This is a genomic window from Microbacterium sp. AR7-10 (genome assembly GCF_001878835.1).
Taxonomy (GTDB): Bacteria; Actinomycetota; Actinomycetes; order Actinomycetales; family Microbacteriaceae; genus Microbacterium; species Microbacterium commune.
In genome coordinates this window covers 55,757-73,301 of record NZ_MJIR01000069.1, presented here as the reverse complement: position 1 = coordinate 73,301, position 17,545 = coordinate 55,757, and the positions used below count along the sequence as shown (strand labels likewise).

Below are 17,545 nucleotides of genomic sequence, written 5' to 3'. Positions count from 1 at the left end.
TCCGGGTGTTTCGTCCTGCGCTCGCGTGTTCGCCTACCTCGGATGAGTCGAGATGCCGGATGCCGCGCCGGGGGACCTACTCGTCCAGCAGCGTGCGCACCTGCGCGGCATCGCCCGTGCGGCCGAGCTTGTCGAGGACATCGCCGAGCTCGAGAGCGGCGACCTGACGCAGCGCGGGGAACTCCGCAGCTCTGTCGAGCACGCTGCGATACAGCGGCACGGCGTCGTCGAGCCGTTCGGCCGCCGCGAGCGTGCGGGCGGCGAACAGCTCCGAACCGCCGGCCGACCCGGCATCCCCGATCGCCGCGAAGCCGTCGGCCGCGGTGAGCAGCGCGGCGATCGCCTCGTCGATGCGGTCGAATTCGATCAGCGCGCGGCCGCGCGAGTCGGTGACGTCGGCGACCAGCCAGTCCGCCTCGTGCTCGACCGCGAGGGCGAGCACCTCGTCGAACAGCGCGAACGCGCGCTCATCGCGGTCGCCGCCGTACGACTGGCCGAGGTTGTGCAGCACCTCGACGAGGGCGCCGATCGCGTCGGTGGGCCGCACGAGCGCGGCCGCCTGCTCGAGCAGGTCGCGAGCGTCGGAATGCTCGCCGAATCGCGCCAGGATCTTCGCCTGCTCGGTGAGCACCAGCGCCTGCTCTGCGGGCTCGCCGGCCTCGGCGTGCAGCTCGGCCGCGTACCCGTACGCGCCCATCGCCTGGCCGTACTCCTCGGCGGTGGCGAGAGCGCGGCCCAGTACGGCGGCGGTCATCGCCCGCGACGCCGCAGACGCGCCGCCGTCCTCCTCGCGCTGCAGCACATCGCCGAGCAGCTCGGCAGCCTCGGCCGCGTGGCCGGCGGCGAGCATCGCGCGGCCGAGCCGGAAGTCGGCGCCGCTGACGTCGGCGTCGCGCTCGCGCATCAGGCGGATTCCCGCGCGGTAGCGCGGCACGGCCTGATCGGGGTGTCCGGCGTCATCCCACAGGGCGCCGGCGAGCATCTGCGTCTCTGCGAGCGCCGTGATCGCGCCGAGCGAGGTCAGGATGCCGGCCGCCGCGTCCGCATCGGCGGCGCCCTCCTCCAGCCGACCCGCACCGCCGAGCAGCCGTGCGCGCATCTCGAGCAGGCGCGCCCGGTGGCCGGGGTTCAGGGCGTCATCGGCCAGCAGCGACTCGAGCATCTCGTGAGCCTGATCGATCTCCCCCTGAGCCACCCATGCCATGGCGCGCAGCATCCGGCTCGCCGTCACCAGCCGTTCGTCGTCGGCTTCGGCGAAGCACACGGCGGCGTGCTCGGTGAGCTCGACCGCGCCGATGGGATCGTCACCTCTCAGCCGCAGCGCCGCCAGGGTCAGTGCGATGTCCCCGCGCGACCAGGAGGGCAGGCCGGCGGCATCCGCCCACTCCTGCTCGAGGCTCGCATGGTCGCCCACGTCGCCGCGCCCGTACAGCGCGAGTCCGCGGCGGGCCTCCAGATCTGCCTGCTGCGGGTGCCCGGCCTCCCGAAGCGCCTCCCCGCGCAGCGGCAGCAGCGCCTCGGCCGCGTCCCACTGCGCGAGCGAGGTGAGCGCACCGATGCGCAGACCCAGCAGCCGCGCCCGCTTCTCGGCGTCGGCCAGCCCGCCATCGGCGCGGTCGCCGACGCGGTCCGCCGCGGCCAGCGCGTCCTGCTCGGAGCCGTAGCCGGCCAGGGCGATCGCACGCTCGTACCAGCCCTGCGCATCCTGGGGCTCGGGTGACGGCGCGTCCACCGCGAACGCGTCGGAACGGACCGGCACATCCCAGCGCGTGTCCGCCAGGGCGCGCATGCGGGCCCGGCGCTGCGCATGCCAGTCCGAGCCGTCTCGGGCGTCGAACTCCGCCCCGATCCGGTCGGCGGCGGCGCTCGCGGCATCCGCGACGGCGGATGCCGTCCACCCGCCCTCTCGGTCGCCGAAGAACGGCGCGAGCCCGGCGGCGTCCGCGCCGCGCACCGTCGCGTCCGCGTGGCCGACGGCGACCACGCGATCGAGGGCGAACGCGATCGCGGAGAGCAGCGCGAAGTGCCCGTCGACGTTCAGCGGGTCGTGCGCCAGCCACGGCAGGTGACGTTCGATGAGCGAGAGCGCCCGCGCCTCGTTGCCCGTGACCGCGGCGAACACGATGTGGTTCGCGACGATGCCGAGGTTGTCGGGGTTGTCCTTCGCGAGCCGGTAGCTGCGCAGGTGCGCCGACCTGGCGTCGTCCAGCCGGCCGGCGCGCAGATACGGCAGCAGCACGCGCGACAGGGCGTGCTCGGGCTCCTCGCCGCACGAGAAGCCGCCCTCGATCATCTCCTCGACCAGGCGGATCGCCTGCTCGTCGCGATCGGTCGCGGCGAAGAAGCCGGCGTTCTGGCTGCGCCCGCACGCATCGCAGTGGCTGTAGTCGTCACGGGGTGTCGTCTCGAGCAGACCCCGCAGCCGCTCGGCCTCGTCGATGCGACCCGAGGCCCAGGCGTCTTCGAAGCGGGCGGTCAGCACGCCGCTCATGCCGATCCCGGCGCGGCAGTAGTGCGCCTCCATGTCGTCGAGCACAGCCGCGATCTGCTCGCTCGAGAACGCCGGCGACGCGCGCAGCGTCGCAGCCATCCACTTGAACTGCCACATGAGGTCGGCGGCCCCGTTGTCGATGTCGAGCGGGAAGCGCAGCGGGTCGGCGTCGTGGTGGGCGAGGCACCATGCGAACGAGGTCAGCATCACGTCGGTGAGCCCGCCCATGTTCGCCGACGCCGTCTGCCGCATGCGCGCCTGGTACTCGAGCTGCTCGTCGCCGAGCTCCTGCGCGAGGGCGACGGCCTCCGCCGTGAGGGACTGCTCGTGCGGGCCCCAGGGGGTGCTGTCGATCTCGTCGAGCAGCTGCCGGAAGCGCGTCGTGCGGTCGGTCATCAGGGCTCCTCGGTGAAAGCGTCCGGCAGGTCGAGCCCGTCGAAGGGGAAATCGTCTCGCACGCCGGCGGACAGTGCGACGAGGTCGGTCAGAGCGGTGGTCATCAGCGCCCGGTCGGCATCGGTCAGCGGGTGGTGGCCGGCGAGCAGCGCCTGGATGTACAGCAGCTGCACCGTGCGCGCGAACACGGCGTCGTCGTCGACCGCGGAGAGGGTGCGCACGACGCGATTCGACCAGTTCAGGCACAGCCGGGCGCGCACGTCGTCATCGCCCGCATCGCCGACCGTGTCGTCGATCCGCGCGAGCACGCCGCCCCACAGCCCGCCCGCGATTCCCCTGGTGCGGCCGCGATCGATCGCGCGCAGCACCCGCGGGTCGGCGACGTACAGGCCGCTGAGGTCCGCGCGGTCGATCGCGCGCACGATCACCGCGCATCCGGATGCGGCGAGCACCGCGCCCGCCCGCGCCTCCAGCGCGATCGCCGCCTCCCGGTCATCGAGCGGGGGCGGGTCGAGCCGGTCGAGCTCGCCGGTCACGTCGATCTGCTCGACCGTCACCTCCGGGAACAGCGCGGGAAGCTCGGCGATGAGATCCGCGTCGTACAGATACCCGCCGTTGACGAGCACCTCGGAGGAGGGGATGATCCCCGCGACCTGCCGGAACTCGTCGACGGTGCGCGCGTAGCGGATATGGCGGTGGCGCTCGACGAGGTCGCCGATCCGGACGCTGCCGTGGGTGGTCTCGACGCTCAGCCAGCGCGTGATGAAGCGGGCGAGCTCGTCGTCGTGGCGCACGAGCGATTTCAGGCCGAGCTCGTGCACCGCGACGAACTGGGTGAGCAGGTGCGGGGCGGTGAGTCCGAGCTCGAGCACCCACCGGCGGATGCCGGCGCCGAGCTGCTCGCGCACGTGCTCGAGTGCGCCGTCCTCCACGAGCGACTCTCGGCTGGCGGTGGGGGAGAGGCCGGTCGTGTCGACGACCGCGCGCACGAAGAACGCCCAGTCGGGCAGCACCTCCGTCGAGCGCTCGGCGAGCAGCATCCGACCGAGATAGGTGCGCGTCGCCTGCCGCAGGTTGGGCGGCGGCGCGAACGGCAGCACGTAGGCGAGCCCGCGGGTTCCGGTGGCCGGCTCCGAGATCTCGATGATGTCCATCGGGGTCGCGCCGATCAGATCGCGACCGTACGCGAGTGCGGCCTGCGTGTCTCCTTCGCCGAGGAACGGCGCGGGGCGGGTGACCTCGAGGTCGCCGCCGGGCATCGCGATCGTGATCCGCACGGGCAGGAACTCCCCGAAGTCCTGCGCGAGCTGCCGGACCGCTGCCGGGCGGAGCAGGTCGGCGTGCTCGGAGCGGGGCGTGAGGTGCACACTCGTGCCCACGGGCACCTCCTCGTCGAGATCGACGACCTGGAACGTGCCGTCGGAGCTGCCGGTCCACTCCACCCCCGCACCCCCACGCGCGCTGCGCGAGCGGATGACGATGCGGTCGGAGACCATGAAGCAGCTCAGCAGCCCGATGCCGAACTGTCCGAGATAGTCGCTGCGGGGCATGTCGAAGATGTCGCGCTTCGAGGTGCGACCCACCGTCGCGAGCAGGTCGGCGACCTCGCTCGCCGTCAGCCCGACGCCGTCGTCGCGCAGCACGAACTCGCCGCCGTCGTCGGCGAGCGGGGTGATCCGGATGCCCGTGCCGCCGCCGTCCACCTCGGAGCGGGCGGCGATGGCATCCCGAGCGTTCTGCAGCAGCTCGCGCAGGTACACGCGAGGGCCGGAGTAGATGTGCCTGCTCAGCAGATCGACGACTCCGCGGAGATCCACCTGGAACTGCTGCACATCCGCGCCCACTGCGCCCCTCTCGTCGGCTTCCTGAGCCGGTAGCGACCCACGGATCCCAGTCTGCCCGACACTCGCGACTCACGCGGGTGTCGGCGCCGGTTCGGCCGACGGTTCCGGATGCCGTACACTTGAGGGGCAGTCGTCTGCATCCTTCACCGTGCCCCAGGGTCGCGGCGAGGAGGCGGACTCCGAGGCCCACCGGCCTCTAGGGCGGTAGCTCAATTGGCAGAGCAGCGGTCTCCAAAACCGCAGGTTGCAGGTTCGATTCCTGTCCGCCCTGCGCGTCAGCGCATGCTGGCTCACGAAAGGTACGTGCATGGACCAGGACGACGTTCGCGGCGACATCGCCGCCTCGGGCACCTACGCCCTGCGCGACAGCAAGCTCGGCTTCTTCGGACGTATCGCCCTGTTCTTCCGCCAGGTGATCAGCGAACTGCGCAAGGTCGTCACGCCGACCCGCAAGGAACTCGTCAAGTTCACCACCGTCGTGTTCGTCTTCGTGCTGATCGTCATGGGTCTGGTCTACGGACTCGACTGGATCTTCGGAACCGGAGCGCACTACGTCTTCGGAGTCCCGCTGAGCTGATGAACCCACGTCGACGCTCCGCGCCCCGGACCGTCGCAGCGATTGGAAAGAAGCAAAGTGTCTGACAAGTATTCCGACGACGCCGACTGGGCGACCGCCGCTGAGCAGTCCAGCGAAGAGGACGAGGCCCAGGAGGGCAATGTGCTCGCCGAGCAGGAGCAGTCGTCCTCCGCTGCCGAGCACAACGCTCTGCACATCGAGGGCGAGAGCGACGTGGAGTACGACGACACCGACGACATCGAAATCGAAGACCCGGAGGCGGACGCGATCGTGAACGACGCTCTGAACCTGGACGAAGCGGCTGAGTCTGAAGCAGCCGCCGAGGTCCTCAACGACGCTGTGGCGGAGGAGTCCGCCGAGGCCGAGGCGGCTGCGGCCGACGAGGTCACCCCGTACGACGGCCCGGAGGTCGACGACGACGCCGCCGCCGAGGAGGACCCGTACGAGGCGTTCCGCGCCGACCTGCGCATGCTCCCCGGCAAGTGGTACGTCATCCACTCGTACGCCGGCTTCGAGCGCAAGGTGAAGGCCAACATCGAGCAGCGCAAGTCGACGCTCGAGGTCGAGGACGAGATCTACCAGATCGAGGTCCCGATGGAGGACGTCGTCGAGATCAAGAACGGCCAGCGCAAGATGGTCAACCGCGTGCGCATCCCCGGCTATGTGCTGGTGCGCATGGAGCTCACCGAGGACACCTGGTCGGTCGTGCGCCACACGCCCGGCGTGACCGGCTTCGTGGGCAACGCCCACAACCCGACCCCGCTGCGCTTCGAAGAGGCGTTCAACATGCTGAAGTCCCTCGTCGAGGTCAAGGACGTCCCCACCGCGAAGTCCATCGCGGCCAAGGGCGGCGTCGCCGTGGCTCGTCCGATGGCGGCCGAGGTCGACTTCGAGGTCGGCGAGACCATCACGATCAAGGAGGGCTCGTTCGCGGGTCTGCCCGGAACGATCAGCGAGATCAACGCCGCCAGCGGCAAGCTCACCGTCCTCGTCTCGCTGTTCGAGCGCGAGACGCCGGTGGAGCTGTCGTTCGAGCAGGTCACCAAGATGCTCTGACGCTCCGTCGTCTGCAGTGCGCCCCGTCGGCTTCGGCCGGCGGGGCGCTCTGCGTGCGGTAGACTGTTGTGGTTTGTGCGCGAGCACAGACGGCACCGCACCCCGGAGACGCCGGGGACGCGGGAGAGGGATGCCCTGGGCATCCGCTCGATGAAAGGAAAATCATGGCACCCAAGAAGAAGGTGACCGGCCTGATCAAGCTCCAGATCAACGCCGGTGCAGCCAACCCGGCGCCGCCCATCGGCCCCGCGCTCGGTCAGCACGGCGTGAACATCATGGAGTTCTGCAAGGCGTACAACGCCGCGACCGAGTCGCAGCGCGGCAACGTCATCCCGGTGGAGATCACCGTCTACGAGGACCGCAGCTTCACGTTCGTCCTGAAGACCCCGCCGGCGGCAGAGCTGATCAAGAAGGCCGCGGGTGTGGCGAAGGCTTCGGCCACGCCGCACACCGTCAAGGTCGGCAAGATCACCAAGGACCAGGTCCGTCAGATCGCCGAGCAGAAGCAGGCTGACCTGAACGCGAACGACATCGACGCCGCATCGAAGATCATCGAGGGCACTGCGCGCTCGATGGGCATCACGGTCGAGGGCTGAGGGAGATAACAATGGCTACCAAGTCCAAGGCATACCAGGCGGCCCTCGCGAAGATCGAGGAAGACCGCTTCTACACCCCGACCGAGGCTGTCGCCCTCGCGAAGGAGACCGGCTCGGCGAAGTTCGACTCGACCGTCGAGGTCGCGCTGAAGCTCGCGGTCGACCCCCGCAAGGCCGACCAGATGGTGCGCGGCACCGTCATGCTCCCGCACGGCACCGGCAAGACCGCCCGCGTCATCGTGTTCGCGAACGGTGCAGCCGCTGAGGCCGCCATCGCCGCAGGCGCAGACGAGGTCGGCGGCACCGAGCTCATCGAGAAGGTCGCCGCCGGCTGGACCGACTTCGACGCCGCCGTCTCGACCCCTGAGCTCATGGGCCAGGTCGGTCGTCTCGGCAAGGTGCTCGGCCCGCGCGGTCTGATGCCCAACCCCAAGACCGGCACCGTGACCCCCAACCCGGCCAAGGCCGTCGAGGAGATCAAGGGCGGAAAGATCGAGTTCCGTGTCGACAAGCACGCCAACGTGCACTTCATCGTCGGCAAGGCCTCGTTCACCGCTGAGCAGCTGAACGAGAACATCGGCGCCGCCCTCGAGGAGATCGTCCGCCTCAAGCCGTCGAGCTCGAAGGGTCGCTACATCCAGAAGGGTGCCGTGTCGACCACGTTCGGCCCCGGCATCCCGCTGGACGTCAACGCCATCTGACGCTGATCGAAGCGGCCGCTGAGCCCGTCGATGCAAGGCCCCCGCCGGTTCGCCGGCGGGGGCCTTCTGCGTGTCACGCAACGACACGCACGATCCTCCGTGCAGGTTCGCCGCATAGTGTGAGAGCACCGCACCACCGCATTCCAGGAGGACCCCGCATGTCCCGTCGTCTCATCGCCGCCACCGCACTGATCGTCGTCGCCGCAGCGCTCACCGCGTGCAGCGGTTCGACCGCGCCCGCCTCGAGCGGATCGGCCACGTCGGGCGGGTCCGACTTCGGCCTGGTGTCCGACGGCACGCTGACCGTCGCGACCGAGGGCACGTACCGCCCGTTCAGCTTCCACGCCGACGGCGGCACGGGAGAGCTCACCGGCTACGACGTGGAGATCATCCAGGCGGTCGCCGACAAGCTCGGCCTGAAGGTCGAGTTCCAGGAGACGCAGTGGGATGCGATCTTCGCCGGACTGGATGCCGGACGCTTCGACGTCATCGCCAACCAGGTGACGATCAACGACGACCGCGAGGCGAACTACCTCTTCAGCGCGCCGTACACCGTCTCGCCAGGGGTGATCGTCGTGAAGGACGACGACGACTCGATCAGCTCGTTCGCCGACCTCGACGGCAAGACCGCTGCCCAGTCGCTGACCAGCAACTGGAACGATCTCGCGAAGGAGTCGGGCGCCACGGTCGAAGCCGTCGAAGGCTGGGCTCAGGCGGTCGCACTGCTGCGGCAGGGACGGGTGGACGCGACGATCAACGACAAGCTCACCTTCCTCGACTACGAGACCACCGACGGGCCCACCGGGCTCAAGATCGCGGCCGAGACCGATGAGGCGGGCGAGCAGGCGTTCGTGTTCACCAAGGACAAGTCGGCTCTCGTGAAGGCGGTCGACGGCGCGCTCGACGAACTGCGGGCAGACGGGACGCTCGCCGAGATCAGCGACAAGTACTTCGGCGAGGACGTCACCGAGTAAGCTCGCCGTCGATGGACGCCTGGCAGCTCTTCCTGAACTCACTGGGGCCGATCGCGCTCGCCGGCGTCACGGTGACCGTGCCGCTCGCCCTGGTCTCCTTCGCGCTCGGCCTGCTCATCGCCATCGGCGTCGCGCTGATGCGCATCTCGACGAACGCGGTGCTCTCCAACGCGGCGCGGTTCTACATCTCGGTGATCAGGGGAACCCCGCTGCTGGTGCAGCTGTTCGTGATCTTCTACGGGATGCCGTCGATCGGCGTCACGATCGATCCGTGGCCCAGCGCGATCATCGCGCTCTCTCTGAACGTCGGCGGGTACGGGGCCGAGGTCGTGCGCGCGGCGATCCTGTCGGTGCCGAGAGGGCAGTGGGAGGCCGCCTACACGGTGGGCATGAACCGCGCCCGCACGCTGACCCGCATCATCCTGCCGCAGGCCGCCCGTGTCTCTGTGCCGCCGCTGTCGAACACCTTCATCTCCCTGGTGAAGGACACCTCGCTCACGTCGCTGATCCTCGTCACCGAGCTGTTCAAGGTCAGCCAGCAGATCGCGTCGACCACGTACGAGTTCATGGTTCTCTATCTCGCCGCTGCCCTGGTGTACTGGGTGCTCTGCCTCGTGCTGTCGTTCGGGCAGAACGCCCTCGAGAGGAGGCTCGACAGCCGTGTCGCCCACTGACGGATCCACGCCGCTGCTCACCGCCACGGGCCTGCACAAGAGCTTCGGCGACAACCACGTGCTGCGCGGGATCGATCTGACCCTGCACCGGGGCGAGGTCGTCGTGCTCATCGGGCCCAGCGGCTCGGGCAAGACGACGGTGCTGCGCTCGCTGAACGGTCTCGAGACGCCGGACGCCGGTGCGATCATCGCCTCCGGAGGCCTGCGGATCGACTTCTCCGCGGGGGTCACGCAGAAGCAGCGTCTCGCGCTGCGCGATCGCTCGGCGATGGTGTTCCAGCATCACAACCTCTTCCCGCACCTCACCGTGCTCGAGAACGTGATCGAGGGGCCGTGGCGCGTGCAGGGCCGCCCGAAGGCCGAGGTCATCGCCGAGGCCCGCGGGCTGCTCGAGCGCGTGGGCCTGGGGGAGCGGGCGGATGCTCGTCCGCACGAGCTCTCCGGCGGACAGCAGCAGCGCGTGGGCATCGTCCGCGCCCTCGCCCTCCGGCCCGACCTGCTGCTGTTCGACGAGCCGACCAGCTCGCTCGACCCCGAGCTGGTCGGCGAGGTGCTCCTCGTGATCAAGGAACTGGCGGACGAGGGGTGGACGATGGTCGTCGTGACGCACGAGCTGAGCTTCGCGCGGGAGGCCGCCGATCACGTGCTGTTCATGGACGCCGGTGTCGTGGTCGAGCAGGGCGCGCCCGCTGAGATCTTCGGCGCGCCGCGCGAGGAGCGCACCCGGCGCTTCCTCACCCGCATCCTCCGACCCCTCGACGGCGGCTGATCCGCTCGCGCCCGGGAGGTCAGCCGGCGAACACGGGCAGCACCAGCAGGACGCCCATGAGCACGAGCAGCGCGGCGATGACCGTGTCGAGGATGCGCCAGGCACGCGGGGTGCGCAGCCACCGTCCCAGGTGCCTCGCCCCGAAGCCGAGCGCGAAGAACCACGTGATGCTGCCGAGAATGGCACCCGCGGCGAAGACCCAGCGCGCCTGACCGTGCGTCGCGGCGATCGAGCCGATCAGCAGCACCGTGTCGAGATACACGTTCGGGTTGAGGAAGGTGAACGCGAGGGTGGCGGCGAGCACCGGCGCGAGCCGGGTGCGGGTCGCGGTCGCGGTGCCGCTGCCGGTCGACGAGTCCGATTCTGATGCCGGAGCCGGGTCCGCGACGAGCGTCTCGCCCTCCGCTCGCCACGCCCGCCGGGCGGCGAGGACACCGTACCCGACGAGCGACAGGCCTCCGAGCCAGCGGGCGGCGACGATGAGCCACGGCAGCTCGGCGATCAGGAAACCCAGACCTGCGGTGCCGACCAGGACGAGCGCCGCGTCGGACGTCGCGCAGATCAGCACCACGGGAAGGACGTGCTCTCGACGCAGGCCCTGCCGCAGGACGAAGACGTTCTGTGCTCCGACGGCGACGATCAGCGAGTACATGAGTCCGAGGCCGGCGAGGAAGGTGAGCACGGATCAACGCTAAGAGGCTGTGTCCATCAGCGCCAGCGAAGAGAACTGCACGCCCATTAGCATTGCTTATGTGAAGATCGACGCCCAGCTGGCGGCCACCGTCGCGATGGTCATCGACGAGGGCAGCTTCGACGCCGCCGCCCGCCGGCTGCACGTGACGCAGTCGGCCGTCAGTCAGCGGATCAAGTCGATCGAGCAGCAGATCGGACGGGCGGTCGTGGTGCGCTCGCGTCCGGTTCGCGCGACGGAGGCCGGCGAGGCGCTCGTGCGGCTGGCCAGACAGGTCGCCCTGCTCGAGCACGATGCCGTCACCGCGTTCGGCCTCGGCGACGCCGCACCGGACTCGCCGCGGGTGCGGATCCCGCTGGCGGTGAACGCCGACTCGATGGCCACGTGGTTCCTGCCTCCGCTCGCGCGCGTCGCACGGCGGCATCCGATCGACGTCGACCTGCACCGCGACGACCAGGACTACACCGCGCGGATGCTGGAGTCGGGCGAGGTGATGGCGGCGGTGACCAGCGAGGCCGAGCCCGTCGGGGGCAGCGCGGTCACGCCGCTCGGCGTGCTCGAGTACCGGGCGATGGCGACCGCCGCGTACATGCACGACTGGTTCCCGAGCGGTGTCACGGCCGACGCGCTGGCCCGAGCGCCGTTCGTCGACTTCGACCGGCGCGACACGCTGCAGCAGGGCTGGCTGCGGGCGAAGGACGTCGACCCGTGGCAGGTGCCGAGGCACTACGTGCCGGCATCGCATGACTTCTCCGAGGCCGTGCGCCTCGGGCTCGGGTGGGGGCTGATCCCCGCACCGCACGTGTCTGAGGGCCTGGTCGAGCTGGGCGAGCCGCGCATCAGGGTGCCGCTGTACTGGCAGCAGTGGAACCTGCGCTCGCCGCTGCTCGACGCGATCGCCGAGGAGGTGGCCGCGGAGGCCGCCCTGGTGCTCGCGCCGATGTGAGCGGACTCGAACGTCAGTCGCGGCGGAAGGCGCTGCGGATGCGAGCCCACACCGGATCAGCCACCGCGAGACCCGACACGAGGCGCATGACTCCGCCCATCTGGCCGCAGGCGGTCAGCAGCAGCAGGATGCCGAGGCCGATGCCCGCAGGTGCGGGATTCAGCGCGCCGGGCGGCGTCGGGTAGGCGACGGTCGCCATCGCGAGGATTCCGAACAGCCCGAGGACCGACGACGACACGATGCGGGCCAGTATCGGGGGCTCGACGTTCACCGTGCGTGCGCTCACCCAGCCGGACGCACGCGGGTGCGCGGCCCCGCGGCGATACGGCTCGGCCGTCCACCAGGCCAGGGCGCTCAGCAGTGCCCGGCCGGAGCGATGCAGCCGCACGAGGATCCAGACCCCGATCGCGCCGAGCACGGCCCCGACGACCGCCATCGTGATGTCCACGGCGGTGAGGCGAGCGCCGGAGAGCGGGATGCCGACGACGGCCACCACCCCGAATGACGCGAGCACGAGACCGGCGAACCCGACCAGAAGACGCGTCCAGCGGCGATAGTCGGCGTCGAGCTGTCGCCGCGCGTCGCCGGACGCAAGCGATCGTCCCGCTGCCGGGGGAGTCTCGAGGAGAGGACGCGACTCGGGCTGGATGAAGCGGAACGTCATGCTGTCGATTCTGCCGTGATGAGGCCAGCGGCGGGTTCCGGGCGCACCCCGGCAGGCAGCAGCCGGGTCGTCGAGAGCGCGAATGCGGTGTGCAGCGCCAGGAAGTCCCGTCGCTCCGGATCCGTGCAGACACCCAGCACGACGACGTTGCCGCCGTCTCCTGGCAGAGTGATCTCGCCGATCGAGACGACGACATCCGCACCCTGCTCGGCGACGATGGCGGTTGTCACGCTGCCGGTGCGGCCGTCATCCGCCTGGAACGGCTCGGCGACGGCATCCTCCCCGAACCGCAGCGCGGGAAGGAGCGCATGGATCCCGTATGTGTGCGCGCCGACGTCGGCGGTCGTCCCGCGCATCACCCTCGTGCACATGATCGAGACGAACGGGGTCTCGGTCGCGGCGATGGCGATGCCCGCGAAGTCGAACTCCGTGTCGCGGAAGACGTCGCACCCGGCCCGGTAGCCCGCGGTCAGCGCATCCCGCGCCTCGTCGGGCAGCCAGCCCTCGCCGCTGCGGAGATAGTCCTCCCACCACGCGTCGCGCGTCGACTCAGCATGCGCCACGAACTCGATCCAGCCCTGCGGCATGGCCTGCCACACCAGCGCATCGCTCATGAGTGGCGCTCCACCTCGTCGTAGTACCCGTGGACGTTGTCGTTGATGTCCTTCGCGCTGGTCACCAGCCAGTACGCGTTCGACATCATGGTCTTGAAGTTCAGGCTCAGCGATCCGGCAAGACTGCCCGCGGCCGCCCCTCCGCCTGCTACCGCCGGCATCATCCGGTTGACGTTGATCGCGAAGGGGATCTGCCCGGACGGGCCGAAGGCGCGAGTGACCGCGGCGCCGCCGGCAGCCCCGACGGCGAGCCCCACCACGCCCACCGCGAAGTCGCCCCAGGAGCCGCGATCGGTCAGCGCCTGCAGCCCGTCGATGGCGACCAGCGCGATCGCGATGCCGAGCGCGAGCGGGGCGAGCGCGGGGAAGAAGATCGCGGCGATCGAGATGATCGGGGCGACCAGGCGCAGCAGGTCCTCGATCATCGGCACGACGTTGTCCATCAGCCACTCGCCGACGTCGCCCACCGAGCCCCAGAAGCTCGACCAGCCGCTCTCCTGGTAGCCGTCGAGGCTGGTCTGAGCCGAGATCAGCGATGAGGCGGTGACGGAGGCGTCCTGATCGACACGCTCCTTGAGCTCTCTCGCACGAGTCAGCACGTCCTGCAGGGCGCCCTGGGCGCTCAGCAGCGCGGCGCTCGCGCTCGCAGCGTCGGCGGCCGCGTCGGGGGCGGCGTCGTCGGCGCCGGCGGCGTCGCTCTTCTGATCCGCGCTCGCGGCACGCGTGGCGACCAGAGAGCGGGCATCCGCAGCCTCCTCCTCGAGGCGCAGCGCCGCGAGCTGATGGGCGGCCAGCTGCACCGCCCACGTGCGCAGCGCATCCCGCGAATCGCGGAGGGCGGCTCCCGAAGCTCGCAGCTGCGGCTGGAAGTCCTCGGCGAGCGTGGCCCGGAACGCGTCGCCGGACTTCCCGATCCACGCCGCGTCGTCACCGCCGCTGATGCCGGTCAGCGAGTCGTCGACATCCTGCACCGTTGCGGAGAGGCGGTCGACCAGGCTCTCGATGACGCCGAGGTCTCCCGGTGCGGGATCGAAGCCCAGCGCGGTGAAGCCCGCCATCAACCCTCCTCCTTCAAGGAATCGGCGATCTGCTCATCGAGGCTGCGGAAGGCGTCGACGACGCCCTCCAGGCCCGCCCCGGCCTCGGTCGCGAACGTCGAGAGCTTGCGAAGACTGCTGCCCCAGAAATCGCCCATCTCGTGCAGCCGGTCGCGCAGATCGCTCTGCGCGACGGCCGCGGAGGGGATGTCGCTGACGGCGTCCGTCGCCGAGGTCAGCACATCCCCGATGTCCGCCAGCGTCCGACGCGTCGTCTCCAGGACGTCGAAGTCGATTCGCACATCAGGCATCTGAGTCCTCCGGTCCGTGTTCTCCGATGCTCCTCACGCTAACGATCGCGGACCGCGATGCGCCATGGTGAGAAATCACCATCCGTCGATCACCGCACGCACCGCGGTGTCGTGCCTCACTCCGATAAGGCCAGAGCGCGGAACATGTCGCGCTCGCGCAGCGCGGAGCGACGGCTCGGTGCGAGCGGCGTGCGCGTCGGCGGCGCCTGTCCGGTGGTGCGTCGGTAGAGCTCGTCGATCAGCCGCGTCGCCAGAGCGACGAGCTGCCCGATCTCCTTGTCGTCGCGCTCGATCCACACGGAGCGCGGCTCGTCGTGGATCGGGTTGAAGTCGTCGTGCTCCTCCCACACGAACAGGGTGCGCTCGGCACCGAGCACGTGCTGCTGCCACCACACCTGACGCAGATAGGTGCGTGGGATCGTGCGCCAGGACTTGTTCGTCGTCTTGATCTCGGCGAGCAGCACGCGTCCGTCGCCGTCCACGCAGATGCCGTCCGGGGTGGCCAGGTGCCGCTTCTCGACCTCCGCGTGGAACAGTGCAGAGGAGGGCAGGATGCCGTGGGTCGCGGCCACCCAGGCGGCGATCTCCGGTTCGCGGCGGCGCCCGTGGTCGGTGTACGCGTTGCCGCCGAACCGGGGGCCCGCGCCGAGCTTCGCATCCGCCGCGCGCGTGATCGAGGCCTCTCCGGAGAGTCCGGCCACGTCGGTCGCGGTGATGCCCCGTGCGCGTGCCCTGAGCCAGGCGACCCGGTCGCGGGAGTCCGCGAGGATGCGCGCTTGGAGTTCGGGAGTCACCGTACGAGCCTAACGCCGAGCCTCTCGCATCCCTCCCCTCCCACGCCATCGCGGTGCGCGGAATTTGGGGGAGGCGGGCGCATGCCGTACAGTGGGTGGTAACCGAAGACCGCCGGTCATCATCGCGTGCGAACGTGACGATCGAAGCACTGCTCAGCAGGGGCCCGCGCAGGTGTGCGAATACTTCTCGAAGCTCCGTGCGCTTGCGCCGGAGCTTTTGTCATGTCGTGGGGTGGTCGAGGTCGACGTCCCGCATCCGCGTGACGTCCGTACACGTAAGGAGTGACCATGGCGCAGAAGGATGCAACGGTTGCCGAGCTCACGAAGTCTTTCGAGAACTCGAACGCCGTCCTGCTGACCGAGTACCGCGGTCTGACGGTTGCCCAGCTCAAGGAGCTGCGCGGCAACATCCGTCAGGACGCGGAGTACGCCGTGGTGAAGAACACGCTGACCAAGATCGCCGCGAACAACGCGGGGATCACGTCGCTCGACGAGGACCTCAAGGGTCCCTCGGCCGTGGCGTTCGTGCACGGTGACTTCGTCGCCACTGCCAAGGCTCTGCGTGACTTCGCCAAGGCCAACCCGCTTCTCGTGATCAAGGGCGGCGTTTTCGAGGGCAAGGCCCTCGACGCCGACGAGGTCGACAAGTACGCCTCGCTCGAGAGCCGTGAGGTTCTGCTGGCGAAGGCAGCGGGCATGATGAAGGCGACGATGGGCAAGGCCGCGGCCACCATCGACGCGCTTCGCGAAAAGCTGGAGACCGCCGAGGCCGCGTGAGCGACCGGCGATCCCCTCACACCAACCACACCCTTTATCTAGGAGATACATCATGGCGAAGCTTTCCACTGAGGAGCTGCTGGAGCAGTTCGCAGGCCTCACCCTCGTCGAGCTCAGCGATTTCGTGAAGGCGTTCGAGGAGAAGTTCGACGTCACCGCGGCCGCCCCGGTCGCCGTTGCCGGCGCTGCCGGTGGCGCTGGCGCTGCCGAGGCCGAGGAGGAGAAGGACTCGTTCGACGTCATCCTCGAGGCTGCCGGCGACAAGAAGATCCAGGTCATCAAGACCGTCCGCGAGCTCACCTCGCTGGGCCTCGGCGAGGCCAAGGCCGTCGTCGACGGTGCTCCGAAGGCCGTCCTCGAGGGCGCCAACAAGGAGGCCGCCGAGAAGGCGAAGGAGGCCCTGGAGGCCGCCGGCGCCACGGTCACCCTCAAGTAATCACGCCTCACCGCGTGCAGAAGGCCCCCGGCTCGTGCCGGGGGCCTTCTCGCGTGCCCGGGCGCAGGCGGCGGTGCGTCCGCTAGGTGCGCGGGACCGCCGTCGACGACCGGACGACCAGCTCGGACGGCACCGCGATCTGCTCGGCGGGCGCATCAGGGTCAGCCATCCTGCGCAGCAGCAGCTCGACCGCGGCGAGCCCCTGCATCCGCGGCCTCTGCCGCACCGTGGTCAGCGAGAACATCTCCGCGTGGGCGTGGTCGTCGATGCCCACGACGCTCACCTCAGCCGGAACCGACAGCCCGAGGCGTCTGGCCGCGATGGTGCCGCCGATCGCCGCCTCGTCGCACACCGCGACGAACGCCGTCGGCCTGCTCTGGCGGTCGCCGAGCATGCGCACCCCGGCCTCGTAGCCGCCCGGCGTCGTCGAATCACCGGGGACATGCCGAACCCACGCCTGCAGCGACGCGGCTGCCATGGCCGCCCGATAGCCGCGCAGCCGCTGCTCGTCGCCGTACGCGTGGGTCGCGGCATCCTCGCGACCGCCGAGGAACGCGATGTCACGGTGGCCGAGATCGATGAGGTGCTCGGTCGCGATGCGGGCCGCGGCCTCATCGTCGATCGACACGGAGCTGTTCTGCTCGCGGTACGCGCCGACGCTCACCAGCGGCGACCCGACCCGGATCAGGCGTGACAGCTCATGCGTGCTGGGCTGGATGCCGACGGCGATGATCCCGTCGAGGCGGCGGCTGGGGAGCGCGTCGGAGAACAGCCGTTCCCGCTCGTCCGAGCCCTCCTGCGTCCCGTACAGGACGAGATCCTGTCCGGAGCGCACCAGCCCCTCCTGGATCCCCGCGAGCAGCTCGGCGAAGAACCACCGGTCCAGCGCGGGCATGATGACGCCGACCGACAGCGAGCGTCCGGTGGCGAGGGTGGTCGCGGAGGAATGCGCGACGTAGTGCAGGTCACGCGCGGCCTCGCGCACCCTCTCCCTGGTCTCGGCGGAGACGTAGCCGCCTCCGCTCAGCGCGCGGCTCGCCGTGGCCTTGGACACGCCGGCTCTCGCGGCGACGTCGGCGATCGTGCTCATGGGGCTCCTCGAGTCGGCTCCGTCAGGCTACCGGGCAACCCGGGTAGAGGGGAACCGGTTCCACGCGCTACACTTTGGGAGCGCTCCCAAGTGGGTGATCACGTCTG

19 protein-coding genes and 1 tRNA gene are annotated in these 17,545 nt (G+C 70.0%); 11 read left to right on the top strand and 9 right to left on the bottom strand.

The features are described 5' to 3' along the window. Positions 1 to 76: 76 nt before the first annotated feature. Together BFN01_RS09705 and BFN01_RS09700 are read right to left on the bottom strand one after the other, a co-directional pair. Entirely contained in the window at positions 77 to 2,887 is a 2,811-nt protein-coding gene (locus BFN01_RS09705) for a hypothetical protein (RefSeq protein ID WP_071643836.1), read from the bottom strand. After that, positions 2,887 to 4,731 carry an HSP90 family protein gene (locus BFN01_RS09700; RefSeq protein WP_071643834.1) on the bottom strand — a complete coding sequence of 615 codons (1,845 nt, stop codon included), beginning with the start codon at positions 4,729 to 4,731 and terminating at the stop codon, positions 2,887 to 2,889. The genes BFN01_RS09705 and BFN01_RS09700 overlap by 1 nt, the downstream gene beginning before the upstream one ends. Positions 4,732 to 4,929: 198 nt before the next feature. On the opposite strand from BFN01_RS09700, the gene BFN01_RS09695 reads away from it, so the two are divergent. The 8 genes from BFN01_RS09695 (at position 4,930) to BFN01_RS09660 (ending at position 10,078) form a co-directional block, all read left to right on the top strand. Further along, positions 4,930 to 5,002 (top strand) — tRNA-Trp (locus BFN01_RS09695). 36 nt (positions 5,003 to 5,038) lie between these two features. Further along, positions 5,039 to 5,308, top strand: a complete 270-nt coding sequence (gene secE / locus BFN01_RS09690; RefSeq protein WP_071643832.1) for a preprotein translocase subunit SecE — start codon at positions 5,039 to 5,041, stop codon at positions 5,306 to 5,308. Positions 5,309 to 5,365: 57 nt separating this feature from the next. Then, positions 5,366 to 6,364, top strand: coding sequence for a transcription termination/antitermination protein NusG (gene nusG, locus BFN01_RS09685; RefSeq protein ID WP_071643825.1), 999 nt, complete (start codon positions 5,366 to 5,368; stop codon positions 6,362 to 6,364). Positions 6,365 to 6,528: 164 nt separating this feature from the next. Further along, complete coding sequence (gene rplK / locus BFN01_RS09680) at positions 6,529 to 6,960, top strand: 50S ribosomal protein L11 (protein WP_071643823.1); 432 nt, start codon at positions 6,529 to 6,531, stop codon at positions 6,958 to 6,960. An 11-nt stretch (positions 6,961 to 6,971) separates the two neighbouring features. Then, the gene (gene rplA / locus BFN01_RS09675) at positions 6,972 to 7,661 is read left to right on the top strand and encodes a 50S ribosomal protein L1 (protein WP_071643821.1); all 690 of its coding nucleotides are present in this window, start codon (positions 6,972 to 6,974) and stop codon (positions 7,659 to 7,661) included. Between the two features lie 158 nt (positions 7,662 to 7,819). Further along, complete coding sequence (locus tag BFN01_RS09670) at positions 7,820 to 8,635, top strand: amino acid ABC transporter substrate-binding protein (RefSeq protein WP_071643819.1); 816 nt, start codon at positions 7,820 to 7,822, stop codon at positions 8,633 to 8,635. Between the two features lie 11 nt (positions 8,636 to 8,646). After that, positions 8,647 to 9,309, top strand: coding sequence for an amino acid ABC transporter permease (locus BFN01_RS09665; protein ID WP_071643817.1), 663 nt, complete (start codon positions 8,647 to 8,649; stop codon positions 9,307 to 9,309). After that, positions 9,296 to 10,078 (top strand): amino acid ABC transporter ATP-binding protein, encoded by a 783-nt coding sequence (locus tag BFN01_RS09660; RefSeq protein WP_071643815.1) that lies wholly within the window; start codon positions 9,296 to 9,298, stop codon positions 10,076 to 10,078. The genes BFN01_RS09665 and BFN01_RS09660 overlap by 14 nt, the downstream gene beginning before the upstream one ends. A 19-nt stretch (positions 10,079 to 10,097) precedes the next feature. Here the strand turns inward: BFN01_RS09660 and BFN01_RS09655 are convergent, their stop codons facing one another. Then, positions 10,098 to 10,760, bottom strand: coding sequence for a LysE/ArgO family amino acid transporter (locus BFN01_RS09655; protein WP_071643813.1), 663 nt, complete (start codon positions 10,758 to 10,760; stop codon positions 10,098 to 10,100). Positions 10,761 to 10,830: 70 nt separating this feature from the next. On the opposite strand from BFN01_RS09655, the gene BFN01_RS09650 reads away from it, so the two are divergent. Then, positions 10,831 to 11,715 carry a LysR family transcriptional regulator ArgP gene (locus BFN01_RS09650; RefSeq protein WP_071643811.1) on the top strand — a complete coding sequence of 295 codons (885 nt, stop codon included), beginning with the start codon at positions 10,831 to 10,833 and terminating at the stop codon, positions 11,713 to 11,715. Positions 11,716 to 11,728: 13 nt separating this feature from the next. On the opposite strand, the gene BFN01_RS09645 is transcribed toward BFN01_RS09650, so the two are convergent. From BFN01_RS09645 to BFN01_RS09625, 5 genes are all read right to left on the bottom strand, one after another. Next, positions 11,729 to 12,379, bottom strand: a complete 651-nt coding sequence (locus BFN01_RS09645; RefSeq protein WP_071643809.1) for a hypothetical protein — start codon at positions 12,377 to 12,379, stop codon at positions 11,729 to 11,731. After that, positions 12,376 to 12,993, bottom strand: a complete 618-nt coding sequence (locus BFN01_RS09640) for a hypothetical protein (protein ID WP_071643807.1) — start codon at positions 12,991 to 12,993, stop codon at positions 12,376 to 12,378. Before BFN01_RS09640 ends, BFN01_RS09645 begins: the two co-directional genes overlap by 4 nt. After that, positions 12,990 to 14,051 (bottom strand): hypothetical protein, encoded by a 1,062-nt coding sequence (locus BFN01_RS09635; protein ID WP_071643806.1) that lies wholly within the window; start codon positions 14,049 to 14,051, stop codon positions 12,990 to 12,992. The genes BFN01_RS09640 and BFN01_RS09635 overlap by 4 nt, the downstream gene beginning before the upstream one ends. Further along, the gene (locus BFN01_RS09630; RefSeq protein WP_071643804.1) at positions 14,051 to 14,341 is read right to left on the bottom strand and encodes a hypothetical protein; all 291 of its coding nucleotides are present in this window, start codon (positions 14,339 to 14,341) and stop codon (positions 14,051 to 14,053) included. The genes BFN01_RS09635 and BFN01_RS09630 overlap by 1 nt, the downstream gene beginning before the upstream one ends. A gap of 116 nt (positions 14,342 to 14,457) precedes the next feature. Beyond that, positions 14,458 to 15,135 carry a YqaJ viral recombinase family protein gene (locus BFN01_RS09625; RefSeq protein ID WP_071643801.1) on the bottom strand — a complete coding sequence of 226 codons (678 nt, stop codon included), beginning with the start codon at positions 15,133 to 15,135 and terminating at the stop codon, positions 14,458 to 14,460. A 288-nt stretch (positions 15,136 to 15,423) separates the two neighbouring features. Between BFN01_RS09625 and rplJ the strand changes: the two genes are divergently transcribed. Together rplJ and rplL are read left to right on the top strand one after the other, a co-directional pair. Next, complete coding sequence (gene rplJ, locus BFN01_RS09620) at positions 15,424 to 15,912, top strand: 50S ribosomal protein L10 (protein WP_071643799.1); 489 nt, start codon at positions 15,424 to 15,426, stop codon at positions 15,910 to 15,912. A gap of 52 nt (positions 15,913 to 15,964) precedes the next feature. Next, entirely contained in the window at positions 15,965 to 16,348 is a 384-nt protein-coding gene (gene rplL, locus BFN01_RS09615; RefSeq protein ID WP_071643797.1) for a 50S ribosomal protein L7/L12, read from the top strand. Between the two features lie 82 nt (positions 16,349 to 16,430). Here the strand turns inward: rplL and BFN01_RS09610 are convergent, their stop codons facing one another. Next, positions 16,431 to 17,438: a LacI family DNA-binding transcriptional regulator gene (locus BFN01_RS09610; RefSeq protein WP_071643795.1), complete on the bottom strand. Its 1,008-nt coding sequence runs from the start codon at positions 17,436 to 17,438 to the stop codon at positions 16,431 to 16,433. Positions 17,439 to 17,545 lie beyond the last annotated feature (107 nt).